Raw genomic sequence first — 18578 nt, 5'->3', positions numbered from 1 at the left:
AAACTAGATTCATAGATGCGATTGCTGCTAACAGAAGGAGCGCGGAAAATGATTAGAATAAAGGGTCTTACTAAACGAATTCCCGGAGGACCAAAGGTGCTCGACGATATTAGCTTTGAGGCCTACCCCGGTGACTTTATCGCAATAAAAGGAGACAGCGGAAGCGGGAAGTCGATGCTGCTTCGCTGCATTGCTCTTCAGGAAAAATGGAGCTCAGGCACCTACCAATTCGAAGGAAAGGACGTTTTTAAGGAGGGTCTGCCAGGAAAGCTGAAAGTAAAACGCGAGGTTGCTTATGTGGAAGAAAAGCCATTTCTGTTCCCGAACAAGACCAGCTTAAAAAACGTCATTATCGGTTCCGTAACCCAAACTCCGGCTTGGCGCAGATGGACAGGCATGGTACGGAGCGATGATTATATGGGCGCCATGGATATGATTGAAAAACGGGGTCTTCTAGATAAAGCGCATCAGAAGGCCAGCACACTAAGCGGCGGCGAGCGGCAGAGAATGGCGATTGCAAGAGCACTCGTGCATGGCGCAAAAGTGATAGCGGCTGACGAACCGGTATCCGGGCTTGATCCGCATACGGCAGATCAAGTGCTAACCGATTTGAAAGCGCTCTGCCGCGATCAAGGCGTTATCGTAATCGCAGTGATGCATCAAGGCGATTGGGCTGAACGGTTCGCAGATCGGATACTTGGGCTGAATAATGGCAAGTTAGTGCTGGATGTAAGGGGAAGGCGATTAACGGAGCGGGAGAAGTCGCTTCTGTGAGCGGAATAGAGCTGCGCTTGATTACAGAGTCCGAGCTGGAGTCGGCCATCCTGCTGGAGCAGAAATGCTATGCCCCGGAAGCTGCGGCAACGCTTAGCGGCTTTTATTTTCGCTATAGGAATTATCGGCCATTTTTCTGGTCTGCATGGCTGGGCTCAGAGCTGATTGGAATAACGAACGGTGTACTGACATCTCAGAAAGCATGCGGCGATGATATGAAGGGAGATCAGCCGGACAGTAAGGACGGAAGCAATTTCTGTGTTCTTACCGTTGCGGTTGATCAGAAGCATCGCCGGCAAGGTGTCGGAGCCCAATTGCTGCGCAAGCTAATAATGACGTGTGAGGCTAACGGTATTGAAACAATTATTTTAATGTGTGAGAGGCATCTCATTCCTTTCTACGAAGTGGAGCAATTCAAACTGCTCGGTGTATCAGCATCGACGCACGGTGGAATCGTCTGGTATGAGATGAGCCGCACACTGCATACAATGAAGCATCTTACCGAATAGGAAGGTGTCTTCAACATGTCATTTCAGTCGCCTGTAATTGTTCAAACTGCTAAGGCCGCATTTCCGAAAGCTGAACTGGCGGTGCCTCACGTGAGCGGTGGACAAAGCGACGCCGCTGATAAGAAAATAAATGAGACGATCCGCCAAACGGTTCAGAAGCTCGTAAATAATCAGGGCTCCTTAGACGATCCGAGAGCGCAGATGTTAGGTTATTACGAGCTAAAGACGAACGAGAAGGACTATCTTAGCTTATCGTTGTTTAATTATGCATATACCGGCGGAGCTCATGGTTTAACCTTGCAGGAATCCCTTACGTTTAAACAATCGACGGGCCAAACCTATACCTTGGCGCAATTGTTTAAGCCGGGAAGCGATTATGTGAAAAGGATAAGCGCCATCGTGAGCGCACAAATTCAAGCGAGGGCGATTGATACTCTCGAGCCGTTTAAGGCGATCCGGCCCGATCAAGACTATTATGTAGCGGATCGGGCGCTCGTCATTTATTTTCAGCTTTATGAACTTGCAGCGTATGTGTTCGGTTTTCTCTATTTTCCGATTTCCGTATACGAGCTTCAAGATATTATTAATGATGAAGGTCCGCTCGGACCGATGATCGTTAACGACTAGAACTATTCCTAAGCTTATTTTCACGATGTGGCGTTACTGCCGTAATCTTTAAGGAGACGACACTATGACTTATTATCTAATCCTCGTTGCAGTAGCTTTGCTTGCCGCCGTGTCGTTCGTCGTGTACCATCAACGTAAATCTGACAAAGAACAACAGCGCTTGAAAGCATCAACCGTGTTGGCGCATTCTGTATCTTCGAATCCAATAACGTTTAATTCAATATCCACCCGTACGAAACAAGAAACCAAACAAGTCACTAATACAGTGACGAGAAAAACCGGAATAAGCGCCGGAATATTAATAGTGGACGACCAGCCTTCCATACGGATGCTGCTCTCGGAATTGTTTCGCGCGGAAGGCGCTGACGTATATCTGGCCGAGCATGGATATGCAGCTCTGGAGCATCTTAAGAATAACGATTTTGATTGCGTGCTTCTTGATTTGAAGTTACCCGAAATGGACGGGATCGAGGTGCTTCGGGCTATTCGGGAAAAATCGCAAGCGGTGCCGGTTATTCTCATTTCCGCTTACGCAGAGCCGGCAAAGATGGAAGAGGCAGTACGTCTCGGTGTAACTAAGTTTTTGACTAAGCCGTTTGATATTGATGAATTGAAAGAGGATGTGCTAAAAGTGCTCCAACAGCGTCCTGTACTGCCGAAATAGAAGATAAGGCATTAGCTTCGCACCGTAAGGTGTGAAGCTTTTTTTCGGCTCGGAGGTGGAATGGGCAGCGTCACTGCGGGAAATGAAGCCCGTTCAATATGAGGAAATATTCTAACTATTCCGAAAAAATTTCCCGGGGAAACGCAATAACTTACACAAAAGAAATATTTTCGACAAGTCGTGGAACTTGGTGTCTAATTATGGGCCTTGAAACATCGGACGGCCATTTAAATTAACTACATTAAACTTTAATGGAGTTATATCTCTTTGCCAACTTCTCCCTATCAAGATTATAATATTTACATAAGGGATAAAAATAGAAGGAGAAATCCAAATGGCACATAACATAGGGGCGGCGCGACTTGTTTCATTGAACGTAGGTGAACCTGTTGCCGTCGCCCATGGTTCTAAAGAAGTTTTTTCAGGCATCTTTAAGAAATCCTCGCAGCATGCTCATTCGCTTAGCTTTACCGGGCTGCAGGGTGACGGGCAAGGGGATACCGTTCATCACGGAGGTGCCGATAAAGCGGTTTGCGTCTATTTCGAACAGCGCTATTCCCATTGGCGGGAGTTGTTTCACAGACCGTTTGAATATGGTGCATTCGGAGAAAATTTCACACTGTCGGATTGGTCGGAGAATGACTTATGCATTGGTGATATTGTCGAAGCGGGTGAAATTAGATTACAAGTAAGCCAGCCGCGTCAGCCTTGCTATAAGCTCGGTCTTCGGCATCAGCTGCCGGAATTGCCGGAACTTGTCCAGAAGCAGGGGTATACCGGGTTTTATTTTCGGGTGCTTCGGGAAGGCGTCGTGAGAGCGGGGTTAGAGTTCGCTGTTACACAAAGGCATCCCGCACGAAAGACAATTATGGAAGCCAATCGCATCATGTATACCGATAAGGATGACATTCAAGGCATACGGGAGCTTCTTGCCGTGCAGGAGCTTGCCAAGAGCTGGCAGGATCAGCTGGGCGGACGCTTGAAGAAGCTGCTTCAGGAAGGGCAAGGGGGCTTATAGGATTGAATGACACCATAGATTTTACAGCGTTTTTGGAACAATATGCATTTCAAGCGCCTTGCGAAGTAGAGCATCGGGAAAGCGGCATGAATAATACGACTCGTATGATTTCCTCAGGTATGAAACGGTATGTGCTTCGTATTTATAATAATCATAAGGATGCTAATATTGTGAGGCTGGAGCATGAGGTGCTGGCGGAACTGCAAAAGCAGGAGCTCCCGTTTCAAGTGCCCGTCCCTGTTCGCAATAAACAAGGAGATACAGTATGTATAGCGAATGACGGCACTTTATCCGCCTTATTCCATTATATTGACGGTGACAGACTAAGCGCTGCAAATGCGGCACATATATCAGCCTTAGGCAAGACAGCAGCATTGCTGACCATTGCTTTAAGCGAAATAGAGCCGATTCAGAAGCCTTTGTATAGTCCTTACTTCTCGCTTGAGGGTACGTATATGTCCATGGATGGAACTACATTCTTAGGAATGGCGGAGCGTTCTCCTTCACTTGCGGCAAGACGAAGCAGCTTAATAGAGCTGCAGGAGGAGCGGCAAAACCTGAAGGGAGAGTATGATGCAATAGCCCGCTTGCCTCAGCAGTGGATTCATGGCGATCTTGTTTTTAACAATACGGTCTCACAGGGTGAAAAGATTATCGGAGTGCTTGATTTCGAGTTCAGCACGGTCGATGTGAGAGCAATGGAACTGGCTGTCATTGCCGTTGATCTGATTAAGTCTGATGATCCTTTATGTATTGCAAATGTGAAACTGCTGCTCGAAGGTTACCGGCAATCGTTTCAATTAACCGAGCAGGAGCTTGAAAAGCTGCCGTCATTAATGAAACTAAGGCTGCTTGACGTTGCGCTTCATTTTGCTTCGCGCTTCAGAGACGGCTTGGACGGCGAGGATGTGCTTTGCGGTATTATCGACCAGTCGGCATTCGGTTGTAAATGGCTTAACGAACATTGGGAGGATGTGAAGGTATGAGTTTGGCAAAGGCGCTAGGCTATGGTGAAAAGGAACGGCTTCTTCTTATAAATGCAGACGATTTCGGATTATGTCATTCCGTTAATAGCGGCATCCAACAGCTTCTTCTCGATAACATAGTTAGTTCGGCGACTTTGATGATGCCTTGCGGCTGGGCGAGAGAAGCAGCGCTTTGGAGCGCGAGGCATCCGCAAATTGACGTTGGTATCCATTTGACCTTTACGAGTGAATGGGATTTCTATCGCTGGGGCCCAGTAAATCGTAAGGGCAGCACCGCTTCTCTCGTCACGAATGAAGGCTATTTCCCGAAGGATTCAAAAACGTTCGAACAGCAAGCGGATGCTGATCAGGTTAGAGACGAATTGATTGCTCAAATTGAAATGGCACTGGCAATGGGAATGAAGCCGACCCATGCGGATAATCACATGGGCAGCTTGTACGGCTTGGCGACCGGACGCAACTTCTTGCCTGCTGTATTAGATGTATGCGCTTCCTACGGACTTCCTTTTCGTTTGCCGCGTTATTTGCTTCAGGAAAACGGGCAAATTGCCCCGCCTGAGCTTGCTGAACAAGCAAAGCAGGTCGCACAGCTGGCCGATGCGAAGGGTGTAGTTATCCTTGATTATTTGGTGGGACTCCCATTTCAGCTGCAGGATGGCGAAACTTTTGAATCTCTTAAAACGAACATGCAGCTGTTATTGAAAGGCTTGCATCCTGGCGTAACGGAGCTTATCATACACCCGTCTCTCGTAACAGAAGAGCTGACAGCCTTTCACGGTCAGCCGGAAAAGCGGGGAATGGAGCTGGAACTGTTCAGGGATGCGGACATCCAGAAGACGCTGCAGGAGGAAGGAATCCGCATTATCCGCTGGCGCGAGCTGCAAAAGCTGCAGCGTGACCGCAGCAACTATATGAGTTAAACAAAGGAGCTGCACTTATGTCATTTGAATCCGTTAAGCAATTAGCCGAACAAGTAAAACGGAATATCGGACACGTTATCGTCGGAAAAGAGGAAGTTGTCGATTTATTGTTAATCGGTCTAATCACTTCCGGACATGTGCTGCTGGAGGATGTCCCCGGTACAGGAAAAACCTTGCTGGCGAAATCGCTCGCGAGGTCGCTTACGCTTCAATTCAAGCGCATTCAGTTTACACCGGATTTACTGCCGTCCGACCTAAGCGGCATTCACTTTTATAATCAGAAGCTAAGTGAATTTGAGTTTCGTGCAGGTCCTTTATTTACAAATTTGCTGCTCGCCGATGAAATTAACCGGGCAACGCCGCGTACGCAATCGAGCTTGCTCGAGTGCATGGAGGAGCGGCAAATTAGTATAGATGGCGAGACGAAATGGCTTGGCCGTCCGTTCATGGTCATTGCAACGCAAAATCCGGTGGAGCATCAGGGGACCTTCCCGCTGCCGGAAGCGCAGCTTGATCGTTTCTTGTTTAAAATTAAGATGGGTTATCCGTCAACGGAAGAAGGCTTACAGCTGTTAAAACGATTTAAAGACAATGATCCGCTCGAAGCACTCGAGCCCGTTGCCGACATCGACGTAATTCAGAAGGCTCAGCAAGCCTACACCGGTGTAACGGTTACAGACGATGTGCTTCAATATTTACTGCAAATCGTGGAGCAGACGAGAAAGCGGGATGAGGTGTCTATTGGCGTTAGTCCGCGCGGCAGCCAAGCGCTGCTGCGCGCATCGCAGGTACATGCCATACTTCGTGGACGCGATTTTGTGACGCCGGATGATGTGAAGGCGATGGCAAAGCCTGTCCTGTCACACCGGCTTGCGATTCGTGGTATGCAGCGGTCATCAGGTTATGCGGATACCGTTATCGAAGACATTATTCGTCAAACGGCCGTGCCGGCGGAAGCCGGCTTATCGGTCCGTTAGGCGGCGTCACCATGATCTTGTTTTGGTTCATTGTAGCTGCAGTCGGCATTCTATTTGTGCAGAGCCGCCTATACCAGCGCTTCGTGCTTCATAAAATCAGATACCAGCGGCATTTTCAAACAAAAGCTTGCTTTCGCGGCGATCAGGTTGAGCTGATTGAGCAGATGTCTAACGCTAAGTGGCTGCCAGTGCCATGGCTTCGCGTAGAATCGCAGCTGTCGACTCATTTGCATTTCGGGCGGTTGGACAACCTCTCGGTGAGCAGCGGACAGCTATATCAAAACCATAAGAGCTTCTTCAGCTTACCTCCGTATACGAAAATAACCCGAAAGCATCGTATCACATGCGCAAAACGCGGCTGGTACCAGCTGCAAACGGTTACGTTAACCGGCGGGGACCTGCTTGGGTTGTCTAATGCCACTCAACAAATTGCGCTTAATGGACAGCTAATCGTGTATCCAAAGCCAGCGCAGGTGCCTATCCACGAGCTTCCTTATCACAGCTGGCAAGGCGATCAGTCGGTTCGCCGCTGGATTATAAACGATCCATTTGTTATTGCCGGCGTGAGGGATTATCAAGCTGGCGATACGTACAAGCAGATCAATTGGAAAGCAACTGCGAAAACGGGACGCCTTCAGGTGCACCAGCATGATTTTACGGCGGACCGCCGGCTGATGATCTATCTGAATGTGGATGATGCAGAAGGCATGTGGCGCAGCGTGACCGATGAAGCGCTTATTGAACACGGTATTGAATGGGCGGCTGGTGCTGCCGAAGCGGTTATTCAGCAAGGAATGGACGTTGGATTCGCTGCTAATATGCCTGTAGCAGGAACTAAGGATAGCGTGAAAATGGAGCCGCGTGGCGGACATGAGCATTTGATGGCGCTGTTTGAATTAATGGCTAAGCTCGAGATTGAACGCTCCGAGCTGTTCCACCACTTGCTGGAGCAAGAGGCACAGAATGGCTTCAGCGAGCGGGATGTCCTTATAATTAGCGCGTATTGGAACGATACGCTGGAGCTGCAAGCGGAAAGGCTGCGATATAACGGCAATGCGGTTGCGGTCTGGCTGCTCACGGATAAAGCATCTGGAGTGAGTAGGGAAGAGGTGAGCGCATGAAATCATCTATGAAGCGTGCAGTTTCCTTGCATGCTCTTGGACAAGGCGCAGTAGAGCTGTTTTTCTATTTGCCACTACTGCTGATCGTCGCTGTTTATCTGCTTCCTGCATCAGCGATGTGGTTGTGGATTGCAACACTCCCGTTCTGTTATTGGGCGGGCTCGACGATAATCGGTATGTTCCCGCAAACGCGTCTTTTCGTGAGGGTCCTGTTAACTGCAATGTTAGGGGGATTACATTCCTGCCTTCTCAATGGCGCATGGTTAGGGGAGCTCGAGCTCGTACCTACCGCCATATGTGGTTTAGTAGGGGTGATCACTGCTGCGAGAGGGATTTCGGCTAAAATGAAAGGGTGGACGGCCTCCTTCCCGAATTCATATTTGCTTGTCGGTGTGCTCTGCTACGTTTCCGTTCAGCCGTTAAAGCTGTTCTTGTTCAAGAGGCTTGCTGATTATAACGGTGTTTTAATAATTTGCGGCATCGCGGCTGTTATTCTATTCTTCTTCCTTGCAAATGAAAGGCATTTGAACAGCGAGACGGCAGATACGGGGAAGTCGCCGGCTATAATAGCTTTTAAACGCCAAAACCGGATTTTGATGGCAATTATCGTCACTATTATTTGTATTCTTGCTTTGTTTCGTCAAATACAACAAGCGATTGAGCGTTTCTTTCATGCTTTAGCCGGTAAGCTGATGAGCTGGTTCAACCGGCCACAGGAGCAGCAACCGGTTGAAGAAGCGCCCGTTAATAATCCGACGCCTGATATCTTCCCGGCGGCTCAGGAAAAGCCGGCTTCCGAATGGATGGTTCTGCTGGAACAAATCTTGAAAGTAATCGGGATCGTTCTTGTCATTATCGTGATCGGCATCATTTTGTTTATAGTGTTTAGGAAGCTTTATCAAGCGGCGAAAGTGTTAGCTGCGAAGCTTCTGGAGCGGGGTGCCGAAAAAAACAGAGGCGAAGCGGGCTTTACGGATGAAGTTGAAAACTTAATGACATTAACAAGTATAGGGAAGCAAATGGGAAATCAGCTGCAAAAGCTGCTTCCCAGGAAACGTAAGAACGGTGCGGACTGGAATGACCTCAACACGAATGCCGAAAAAATTAGATTCCTATACGCCCGAACCGTTCGCGCTGTCGTTAAGCAAGGCTATCCCTATCAAACCCATTTGACGCCTCGCGAAACCGCCCGGGATTTAGCGGAGTGGAAGGGCGGGAGACAGCAGCTTGAAGGAAGAAACGGATTTATAGATTTTATAGACATCTACGAGAAGGTTCGTTACGGTGAAGGGATCCCGGATGATCAGCAGGTGGCCGCTTACAAGCAAAAGTTTGATAGTGAAAAGAAGACATAACGGCTTAATCTAGCCGCTATGTCTTTTTGTTTGCCGGATGTGCTCTGCTATTTTTCGCCCATGGTAACGACCGGATTCGATAAAAATTTCGTTCGCCTCATGGCGCGATGCAACGACACCAGCCAGATAAATACCTGCAACATTCGTTTCCATCGTGTCTTCGTGAAAAGTAGGATAGCCTTCTTCCTCCATCGTAATGCCGGTTAAGGTCAGGAAATTGCGGTCGGGGTGGAAGCCGGTCAATGCAAGCACGAAATCGTTTGGTATTCGGGTGTCACCTTCGGGACCTCTAACGGTTATTTCATTATTTTCGATAGTTGTTACGGTCGAACGGAAGAGCATGGTGATAGCGCCTTTGGCAACTTTACTCTCGAATCCAGGCTTAACCCAAGGCTTAATGCTGGAGGAATAATGATCACCACGGTACACAACTGTTACATGAGCGCCGACTCGCTCCAGCTCTAGTGCCGCGTCGATAGCCGAATTGCTTCCGCCGATAATAGCCACCTTCATTCCGACATAGGGATGGGATTCACGGAAGAAATGGCTCACTTTTGCCGTTTGCTCACCAGGTATGCCTAGTTCGTTCGGATGATCGAAATAGCCGGTCGCAATAACGACATATCGGCTCTTATAAGTGCGGCTTTGTCCGAAGCGGTCTTCACCTTGCAGCACAAAAGATCCATTCTCCGGCGTAATGCTTGTAATAGCTTCATATGCTTGAATACGGACCTGATGGCGCTGGGCTGCTGTACGATAATAATTGAGAGCTTCAAGCCTTGATGGCTTGTCATTTGCGGTTGTAAACGGTATGCCGCCGATCTCAAGCAGCTCGGGCGTACTGAAAAAATGCATATAAGTCGGATACTGCGAGATGGAATGGACAATATTCCGTTTCTCTATGACGAGCGGGTTCAGACCAATCCGCTGGAGTTCTATCGCTGCCGCTAATCCGCAAGGACCGGCTCCAATAATGATAGCTTCTTCTGCTTGCATCCGTTGTTCCCTCCAGATAATAAATTTGAAGCATGGCTCGCTTCGAAAGAATGACTTAACGATCATTTTACTGCCAGGCGCATAGGTTGCGCAAATTTGGCGTTTGACTCTCTTGTACAGGCATTAGAATATTGTATAATAATGTGGAACAAAGCATTAGAAAAACCTGAGGGGGAGATCACATGCGGCGGCGTTTTGTAATTGAGGCAGTATTGGTGGCAACGTATGGACATCTTCTCGTACCGAGTCGTCCAATAGATTATGTTGTGCCTTATTCATCTATAGCAGAATTGTACGAAATGCGAGACGGTGCCGATCCTGTCATGGATGACCCGGATGATGACGGTCACGTAAAATCGAAAATCAATGAACTAATAGCCTTTTTCGAGGACTCGCTCAATCGTAAAAAAATTGAAAAAGCTATGCAGGTGCCTTGGCGGGTAAGCTCACCGCTGCTGCTGAATGATACGATTCAATTTACAGTGGTGCATGCCGTTGATAATGCGCATTACGGTGAATTGTTCGATCCGATTGAAACGGAGCTGCTACTAATCGGCTTGAAGCTGAATTTACCTTTATTATCTGATCAGTTCGAATTTCAGGATAAGCTGATTGAAGCTGAGGTGCCGGTTCAAATATATGACATTGAGGATTTTGAGTTTGCGGTTGAGGAAGGTATATCATCAAGCGATCTGGAGATGTCAAACGAGTTTGACAGGTTTTAAATATTGATCGGCCTCTTGCATAAAGAACGAAACAGGACTGTCCATGTACACGGAGATCTTGAGCCAATTGCGGCTTGAGGTCTTTTTTTTGTTTCTTTGTGGGGAGGAGTTGTGTTGAAGGGAAAACAAATTAATTTTTTTAGGTGACGAACTATACCAATAAATACTCTTTTGAATAAATTAAAAAATACAAGATTTAAGATTTATAGGAGGGGGAGGTCTGTTGGAATGCCAAGAGTAATTTCCCGTTATTACCGTTTGGGATTTCGAGATGGTTCCCGCCGCGGGTATGCGGCAGGCTTTGCAGATAGCTTGGAAGCGGGAAGGCAGGCAGGCAAAAATGCATTTCATATGCCTTTTGAAGGAACAAGCATCATCATTCCGACATATAACCAACGAAAGTACCTAATGGAGTGTATAAGCAGTATCCGCAAGTATACCCGGATACCTTATGAATTGATCGTCATCGACAACGGTTCTACCGATGGAACAGTAGAAAAGCTGCGGGCGAAGTTTGACGGAATACGAATTAGGCGAAATACGGAGAACCTCGGGTTTGCTAAAGCCGTCAATCAAGGCTTGATGATGGCACGAGGCACGACATTGCTTCTACTCAATAACGATACGGTAGTTACGAAGAATTGGCTCGAGAACCTGCTCGCATGCTTGCGAAGTAATCCCGATTTTGGATTGGTGGGACCTGTCAGCAACCGGATCGGCGGTGAGCAGCGAATCAAAACGTCGTATAGATCGATTCAGCAAATGAAAGTTTTTGCCCGCTCGATCAATAGGCGTTCTCCTGAGCGGTGGAAACGGGCCGAGCGTGTAATGGGATTCTGCTTGCTGTTCACAAGGGATATGTTTCGCAAGCTCGGCTATTTCGACGAAGGCTTCAACATAGGAAACTGTGAGGACACTGATTACGGGATGCGGGCACGCCTGCTCGGATCGGAATTGGTCATCGCCGGTGACACATTCGTGCATCATTACGGCAGCGTAAGCATCCGTGCAATAGGGAAGATCTTTGCCGGCATATACGCGGAAAACAAGCGGTATTTATCCGCGAAATGGGAGGGATATTCGATGTTGAAGGAAGAAATCTCCCGTCTTGCGCAAGGAACTTCGCTTACCACAGCTAATCTATACCCCTCGCACGTTACGGTAAAAGGAGCGGATGGCAGCATCTACTGGATTGAAGATGAAATCCGTCATCGAATTGAAACGGCGGATGGCTTTGACGGAGTACGTCTTTCGGTCGTCGATCTTCGTAGTTGGACGGAGGGAGCTGACATCAGTGGTGCTGATGTAAGGAACCGGCTGGACCTGCTGAATCAACCTGGAGCGTCGCCTTCGATGGGGACTCTTGTACAAACACCGGACGGTCAGGTGTACCAGGTGCATAATCGAGGATTACGTCGTTTGGCAAATTGGAAAACTATGGAATCATGGCACATGGTAGAACGGATTCAAGTTCCAATATCTTGGGAGGAAAAAGCTGGCTTCGGGGAATTTCTTCCGATCGTTTCGCCTCCGATGATTCATTCCCTGGAACTGTGAACGATTATATCCTTGGGGAAAGGAGGATATGACATGTTACGGACCACAATGCCCCGGAAACTGCCGAAACGTCGTAAGACCAGAAACAAATCCGGTGTACGGAAACCTGCAACACGAAGCAGTGGGTATCATCGGGGATTTCGTATGGCGTATCAACGCGGTTACAGGATAGGGTATGCAGAAGCTTTTGAAGAGGGCTTTCGTCAAACGTACTTGGAAAATGGACTCAAACCTTAATCTATAGGAGGGGGAGAGAAATAACAAGAGGAAAGAAATTGGTTATGATAATGCGGAATATGGATTCCTAATTCCAGGTCTTGGAGAACACTAAGGGTAAATGGATGGGCTTTATTAGCAAGGATAAAGAATTGTTAAAAATGATGGCTGTAAATAAACAAGTCCCCATAGTATCTATAGTCGTTGTTGTCAAAAGCCTTTAGACGTTAAAATTTGTGGGAACCAGATTCATGTTTGAGTAAAGATGATTTAACAGACGCGTAATAGAACATGCGTTCTTGCATTCCATTAAATCTGTTCACATGGAAAGGAGAAGTTCTAAACATGAAAAGGAGTGATTGGGAGAGTTTGAATGGCCATAAAGGCGGTGTTATTTGGTTTACAGGATTGTCTGGTTCAGGCAAGACAACTTTATCTCAAGTAGCTGAAAGGGAGTTGTTCCAACGAGGGATCAGATCCATTGTGATTGATGGTGATCAACTGAGGCAAGGGCTAAATCGGGACCTCGGCTATACAGATCATGATCGAAAAGAAAATATGCGGCGCGCTGCTGAAATTGCAGCCATGTTCTTAAATGCTGGATTTGTAGTCTTGGTTACAATGATCTCCCCTTCAGTGGCGGTTAGAGGTATGATCAGGCAACGATTTCATTCGGAGGAGTATTCAGAGATTTATGTGAAATGCTCGCTAGAAACCTGTGAACGACGCGACCCAAAAGGACTTTACAAAAAAGCAAGAGCTGGTGAAATACTAGATTTCACTGGGATTGATTCTATCTACGAGCCTCCCTTACAGGCTGAATTGACGATTGATACCGAACACAATTCGATGGAAAAGTGCGCACTTAAACTCGTAGAGTTCGTAATTCAGCGCCACAATAATCTTGGTATTAAAGAAAGCACGATCATAAATAATGATTATCAAATCTGATCGAAGCAGCTGGAATTGGAATGTGGTTTGCCGTGTTAGATGAAATGTGAGATTTAGCCTGTTCCATCTCCCAAATACCGTATCTTACTCTCCTGCAACGATTTAGATTGTTTTATATGCAATAATCTTGAAGCGGATCTATTTTTAAAGATAAATATTATGAATCTCACTGTGGATCAAAAACTTGACTCTCTTATTCAATTTGTTGAACGTTCGGGGCTCGGCTCCATGGTGGTTTATATTGGGGAAAAAGGATAAATGGCTCCCTTTAAAAGAAGCTGTCATTTGCGGAACGAAGGTAGCAGGCTGGACCATTGAAAAACACCTGTCTCGACTTGCCGATGAAGATAAAACAAGATGAGTTTTTTAAAAAGAATTTATAGGAGGCAACAATGGCTAACAACAATTCAATGATCCGGGATCTTACTTTAGCGCCCCTGGGTAAAGTGAAACTGGACTGGGTTAAATCTCATATGCCGTTACTCAATAACATTGAGGAACAATTTAGGAGCGAGTTGCCCTTTAAAGGTCTTAAAGTTTCCATCTGCCTGCATCTGGAAGCTAAAACCGGATACCTTGCCCAAGTTATACAGGCTGGCGGAGGGGAAGTAGCCGTTTGCGGCAGCAATCCTCTATCAACCCAGGATGATGTGGTGGCGGCGCTTGTTGAAAGCGGGATTACCGCTTATGCATGGCATAATGCAACAGATGAAGAATATCATTTGCACATGAATAGGGCTTTGGATTTTGGTCCTAATGCGATCATTGACGATGGCGGGGATTTGGTCAGCCTCTTGCATGGTGAGCGTTCTGGTCAGCTAAAGGAAATCATCGGTGGCTGTGAAGAAACGACAACAGGAATTGTTCGTTTAAAGGCTTTGGAGAAAAGCGGCCTTCTCCGGTTTCCTATGATGGCGGTAAATGACGCTTATTGTAAATATCTTTTTGATAATCGATATGGAACCGGGCAATCGGTATGGGATGGGATCAATCGGACTACAAATCTGGTCGTCGCCGGCAAGACGGTTGTTGTCATCGGGTATGGTTGGTGCGGAAAAGGAGTGGCGATGCGGGCGAAAGGATTAGGCGCTAAAGTCATCATTACCGAGATTGATCCGATTAAAGCCATTGAGGCTTATATGGACGGCTTTGAAGTCATGACCATGCCGGAAGCGGCCAAACAGGGGGATTTCTTTGTTACTGTAACAGGGAATCGCGATGTCATTGCAAACGAGCACTTTGATGTGATGAAGAATGGTGCGTTGATGTGTAACGCAGGGCATTTTGATATTGAAATCAATAAATCGGATTTGACGGCAAGGGCTGTGAAGATTCGCGAAGTTCGCAAAAATATTGATGAGTACGAGATGAAAGACGGACGCAAGTTATATTTGATAGCGGAAGGCCGGTTGGTGAACCTTGCTGCCGGAGATGGTCATCCTGTAGAGGTGATGGATCTTACCTTTGCCCTGCAGGCTCTCTCCCTGAAACATATTGTCCAGAATGGCAGGTTGCTAAAGGCTGAAGTACATTCTGTACCTATTGAAATTGACCGCAATGTAGCTTATCTGCGCTTAGAATCATTAGGGATTCATATAGACCAGCTTACAAAAGAGCAAGAAAATTATTTGTCCAGTTGGACCGACTGAACTAGGGGGAGAGAGATGAACAAGAGGAAACGCTTATTTACTTCCGAATCCGTAACCGAAGGCCATCCGGATAAGATGTGCGACCAAATTTCCGATGCCGTTCTAGATGCCATATTTGCACAGGATCCTCAGGCTAGAGTCGCTTGCGAAACAGCCGTTTCTACAGGACTTGTATTGGTCACAGGAGAAATTACTACCTCGGCTTATGTAGACATACCTGAAATTGTACGCCGTACGATCAAAGAAATTGGCTATGATAATGCGGAATATGGATTCGATGGCAATACCTGTGCCGTTTTGGCGGCAATCAATGAACAATCTCCGGATATTTCTATTGGAGTCAGCAAAGCGTTAGAGGCTAGAGAAGGAAATATGGAAGAGGATGAATTGGAATCTATCGGTGCGGGTGACCAGGGGTTAATGTTTGGTTTTGCTTGCAATGAAACGCCTGAATTAATGCCTTTACCGATATCAATGTCTCACCGTCTGGCACGTCGATTGGCGGAGCTGCGGAAAAACGCAATCCTCCCTTATTTACGGCCGGATGGGAAAACACAGGTGACGGTGGAATATGAAGGCGGTTCCCCTATTCGTATTGAAACGGTTGTCATTTCGACTCAGCACCATCCGGAAGTTTCTCTTGAACAAATTAAAAAGGATTTGCTTGAACATTTGATAAAACCGATGATTCCGAATGATTTAATCGATGAAAATACAAAGTATTATATTAATCCTACCGGACGTTTTGTTATTGGCGGTCCACATGGAGATGCAGGTTTAACTGGGCGTAAAATCATAGTCGATACGTACGGTGGTTATGCCCGCCACGGTGGCGGCGCTTTTTCCGGGAAGGACCCGACGAAAGTGGACCGTTCTGCTGCTTATGCTGCCCGGTATGTAGCAAAAAATATCGTAGCAGCAGGGCTTGCTGATAAATGTGAAGTTCAATTAGCGTATGCCATCGGTGTCGCTAATCCGGTTTCAATCAGTGTGGATACGTACGGGACAGGAATAGTTGATGAAGAGCTCCTGGTTCAATTGATACGGAATAACTTTGATCTTCGCCCGGCAGGAATCATCAAGATGTTGGATCTCAGGCGGCCGATTTACCGGTCAACCGCAGCATACGGGCATTTTGGCCGTAATGATCTGGATGTTCCTTGGGAGAAAACGGATAAAGCAGCTATATTAAAGAATCAGATTAACGGTAATTAATGCTTTAAAACCAGAAGGCTCTTTCCGATGGAAAGAGCCTTCTTCTATAGCAGTTTTCTAAAAAACTCATCTTGTTTTATCTTCACTGGCAAGTCCAGGCAGGTGTTTTCCGGAGATTCAATGGTCCAGCCCGCTACCTTCGTTCCGCAAATGACAGCTTTTTTTAATGGCAGCCCTTTTATGAGCCCCATTACGGTCCCTGAAAAGAAGGCATCGCCAGCTCCGCTCGTATCAACAAGCTTTACCGGAAAGACAGGTTGATAACCAGAATCTTTAGTATAGGAATCGTAATAGACGGATCCTTGATCCCCCAATGTAACCACCATAGAGCCGAGCCCAGAACGTTCAACAAACTGAATAAGAGAGTCAATTTTTTGATCTACAGTGAGATTCGTAAAGTCTAGCTTTAAAAATAGATCCGCTTCAAAATTATTGCATATAAAACAATCTAAATCACCTAGAATCTCGGTATGCTTTAAAATTACATCTAAGTTGCCGGGGATACCATAGATCGGCTTTTTTTCTTTTTTTGCCATCTTAATGACATGATTAGCAATTTCAATCGTCAAATCCAATTCAAGCGCAATATGGGAGGATTGTCCGATGACGGTCTTTCCTTTACTGGTTATGAAACGCTGCAGGAGAGTAAAATCAGGTATTTGGGAGATGGAACCGGCTAATTCCCCCTTTTCATCTAAGACGGCAAGCCACATTCCCATTCCACACTGCTTCGACCGGATTTGATACTCATTATTTACTTTTAATTTTTGAAGCCTTTCTACAACCTCTCTACCTATCGCAGTGTCATCGACGGAAGTAACGAATGTCGTAGGCAAATGAAGGTTGGCTAAGTTCTCTGCGACATTTCTTCCAACACCGCCGTGGACAAATTGAATATTTCCTAAATTCCTAGTATATGGATGATAGCTTTGGGCGGCGAAACCCTTGCAATCTATAAATATCGTACCAATAACACATACCGGGGAATGCAAAGGATGTTCATCTCCTTCTCTTGGATGTTCATTTAATCAACACGGGACTTTTCTAGTACATTATATTCACATGATTTAAGACATGCTTGGGTAAAGGGCGGAGATTCATTTTTTGATGAAGATCTCCTAGTTAAACTGATAGGAAAAACCCGCCAATCGGGTTTAGGTCTGCGTCTATTTTGTCCAGATTTAGGTGATCTGTACGGTCCTCCTGCGATTCCACGCATACATTAACCAATAGTTAAAACAAATATTTTCAAGGAGGGATCGTTCCGGTGAAAGGAGTAATCCTTGCTGGGGGTACAGGCACGCGGCTGCACCCGATGACGAAGCTGATTAACAAGCACCTGCTGCCTGTCGGAAACGTTCCGATGCTGCACTTCGCCGTGCAGAAACTGTCCGAAGCAGGGGTAAGGGATATTTTGCTCATCATCCCAAAGCTTTCGAGCGGGTTGTTCATCGAGTATTTCGGAAGCGGAGCGGAGTGGAACGTTCGGATCACATACCGGGTTCAAGACCAAGCGGGAGGCAGCGCCAAGGCGCTCGGAATGGCCGAAGGCTTTATACAATCGCAAGAAAAATTCATCCTTCTCCTAGGGGATAACATCTATGAAGCTTCGCTGTCAGGCTATATAGCCGCTTTCGAGCGGCAGACGGCGGGGGCCATGGTATTGCTCAAACAAGTAAACGATCCGCACCGTTACGGCGTGCCGGAGCTGGACGGAACGGTAATCAAGCGAATCGAGGAGAAGCCTGTCGACCCTAAGTCTGACTATTGCGTTACGGGCATCTATTTGTATGACGGCTCCGTATTTGACAAGGTAAGCAGCCTCGAACCGTCCAAGCGCGGCGAATTGGAGATTACCGACGTTAACAATTTATACGCGGCGGAAGGAACGCTGAAATATGACGTTCTGCAGGGCTGGTGGACGGACGCCGGCACGCCGGCATCGCTGGTCGAAGCCGCAGCGCGCGTATTGAGAGAGAATGAATAGCAGTGAGCTACTGTGCGGCCGGACTAATTTTGTCTATCATCACGAAAGTTTGAGCTTCAAGAAGGTTCCGAGAGCTTCTGTCAAGCAGCTGCTTCGACGCAATCGGCAGAAATCTATTGAGAAATGGCAAGTAGAGCCTGAGCAATTTATGTAACCCCTAGGGCGGAAGAATCTTATTTGAAAATATTTGAGGCAACGGTGAGAACGTTTTCATTGCGAAGTGATGATGAGGATGTTCTTTTTTTACGTTCGGAGACGCTTGGATAGATGTTTTAATTATGCGTACAAGTGCCGTCACCTTAGTACAATACCCTTTCATAAGATGAGTTTA

Annotated in this window: 18 protein-coding genes; 16 read left to right on the top strand and 2 right to left on the bottom strand. The window is 46.8% G+C overall.

The window, feature by feature from the left end; translation table 11 throughout:
• Window positions 1-48 precede the first annotated feature (48 nt).
• The 10 genes from DFP97_RS02730 (at window position 49) to DFP97_RS02680 (ending at window position 8951) form a co-directional block, all read left to right on the top strand.
• The gene (locus tag DFP97_RS02730) at window positions 49-774 is read left to right on the top strand and encodes a phosphonate ABC transporter ATP-binding protein (protein ID WP_114378443.1); all 726 of its coding nucleotides are present in this window, start codon (window positions 49-51) and stop codon (window positions 772-774) included.
• Window positions 771-1283: a GNAT family N-acetyltransferase gene (locus DFP97_RS02725; protein WP_181873337.1), complete on the top strand. Its 513-nt coding sequence runs from the start codon at window positions 771-773 to the stop codon at window positions 1281-1283. Before DFP97_RS02730 ends, DFP97_RS02725 begins: the two co-directional genes overlap by 4 nt.
• A gap of 15 nt (window positions 1284-1298) precedes the next feature.
• Window positions 1299-1910, top strand: coding sequence for a DUF3298 and DUF4163 domain-containing protein (locus DFP97_RS02720; protein WP_114378441.1), 612 nt, complete (start codon window positions 1299-1301; stop codon window positions 1908-1910).
• A gap of 64 nt (window positions 1911-1974) precedes the next feature.
• Entirely contained in the window at window positions 1975-2574 is a 600-nt protein-coding gene (locus DFP97_RS02715; protein WP_114378440.1) for a response regulator, read from the top strand.
• Between the two features lie 334 nt (window positions 2575-2908).
• Window positions 2909-3592: an MOSC domain-containing protein gene (locus DFP97_RS02705; RefSeq protein WP_114378438.1), complete on the top strand. Its 684-nt coding sequence runs from the start codon at window positions 2909-2911 to the stop codon at window positions 3590-3592.
• A gap of 2 nt (window positions 3593-3594) precedes the next feature.
• Window positions 3595-4578: a phosphotransferase gene (locus DFP97_RS02700; RefSeq protein WP_114378437.1), complete on the top strand. Its 984-nt coding sequence runs from the start codon at window positions 3595-3597 to the stop codon at window positions 4576-4578.
• The gene (locus DFP97_RS02695) at window positions 4575-5498 is read left to right on the top strand and encodes a polysaccharide deacetylase family protein (protein ID WP_114378436.1); all 924 of its coding nucleotides are present in this window, start codon (window positions 4575-4577) and stop codon (window positions 5496-5498) included. The genes DFP97_RS02700 and DFP97_RS02695 overlap by 4 nt, the downstream gene beginning before the upstream one ends.
• 17 nt (window positions 5499-5515) lie before the next feature.
• Window positions 5516-6475, top strand: a complete 960-nt coding sequence (locus tag DFP97_RS02690) for an AAA family ATPase (protein ID WP_114378435.1) — start codon at window positions 5516-5518, stop codon at window positions 6473-6475.
• A gap of 11 nt (window positions 6476-6486) precedes the next feature.
• Window positions 6487-7596, top strand: a complete 1110-nt coding sequence (locus DFP97_RS02685; RefSeq protein ID WP_114378434.1) for a DUF58 domain-containing protein — start codon at window positions 6487-6489, stop codon at window positions 7594-7596.
• On the top strand, window positions 7593-8951 hold the full coding sequence (locus DFP97_RS02680) for a DUF4129 domain-containing protein (RefSeq protein ID WP_114378433.1): 1359 nt from the start codon (window positions 7593-7595) through the stop codon (window positions 8949-8951). The genes DFP97_RS02685 and DFP97_RS02680 overlap by 4 nt, the downstream gene beginning before the upstream one ends.
• Window positions 8952-8960: 9 nt before the next feature.
• On the opposite strand, the gene DFP97_RS02675 is transcribed toward DFP97_RS02680, so the two are convergent.
• On the bottom strand, window positions 8961-9947 hold the full coding sequence (locus tag DFP97_RS02675; protein ID WP_114378432.1) for a YpdA family putative bacillithiol disulfide reductase: 987 nt from the start codon (window positions 9945-9947) through the stop codon (window positions 8961-8963).
• A gap of 182 nt (window positions 9948-10129) precedes the next feature.
• Between DFP97_RS02675 and DFP97_RS02670 the strand changes: the two genes are divergently transcribed.
• The 5 genes from DFP97_RS02670 (at window position 10130) to metK (ending at window position 16260) form a co-directional block, all read left to right on the top strand.
• Window positions 10130-10672, top strand: a complete 543-nt coding sequence (locus tag DFP97_RS02670; RefSeq protein ID WP_114378431.1) for an ADP-heptose synthase — start codon at window positions 10130-10132, stop codon at window positions 10670-10672.
• 228 nt (window positions 10673-10900) lie between these two features.
• Entirely contained in the window at window positions 10901-12229 is a 1329-nt protein-coding gene (locus DFP97_RS02665) for a glycosyltransferase family 2 protein (RefSeq protein ID WP_114378430.1), read from the top strand.
• A 561-nt stretch (window positions 12230-12790) separates the two neighbouring features.
• Window positions 12791-13396, top strand: a complete 606-nt coding sequence (gene cysC, locus DFP97_RS02655; RefSeq protein ID WP_245975866.1) for an adenylyl-sulfate kinase — start codon at window positions 12791-12793, stop codon at window positions 13394-13396.
• Between the two features lie 392 nt (window positions 13397-13788).
• Window positions 13789-15045 carry an adenosylhomocysteinase gene (locus DFP97_RS02650; RefSeq protein ID WP_114378427.1) on the top strand — a complete coding sequence of 419 codons (1257 nt, stop codon included), beginning with the start codon at window positions 13789-13791 and terminating at the stop codon, window positions 15043-15045.
• Window positions 15046-15060: 15 nt separating this feature from the next.
• Window positions 15061-16260 carry a methionine adenosyltransferase gene (gene metK, locus DFP97_RS02645; protein ID WP_114378426.1) on the top strand — a complete coding sequence of 400 codons (1200 nt, stop codon included), beginning with the start codon at window positions 15061-15063 and terminating at the stop codon, window positions 16258-16260.
• Between the two features lie 44 nt (window positions 16261-16304).
• On the opposite strand, the gene DFP97_RS02640 is transcribed toward metK, so the two are convergent.
• Complete coding sequence (locus DFP97_RS02640; protein ID WP_114378425.1) at window positions 16305-17252, bottom strand: PfkB family carbohydrate kinase; 948 nt, start codon at window positions 17250-17252, stop codon at window positions 16305-16307.
• Between the two features lie 275 nt (window positions 17253-17527).
• Here DFP97_RS02640 and DFP97_RS02635 point away from each other — a divergent pair, with 275 nt between their 5' ends.
• Window positions 17528-18247 (top strand): sugar phosphate nucleotidyltransferase, encoded by a 720-nt coding sequence (locus DFP97_RS02635; protein ID WP_114378424.1) that lies wholly within the window; start codon window positions 17528-17530, stop codon window positions 18245-18247.
• Window positions 18248-18578: the final 331 nt, after the last annotated feature.

Source organism: Paenibacillus prosopidis, assembly GCF_003337375.1.
In the GTDB taxonomy this organism is placed as follows: Bacteria; Bacillota; Bacilli; order Paenibacillales; family Paenibacillaceae; genus Pristimantibacillus; species Pristimantibacillus prosopidis.
This window is presented reverse-complemented; position numbering and strand designations above follow the sequence as displayed.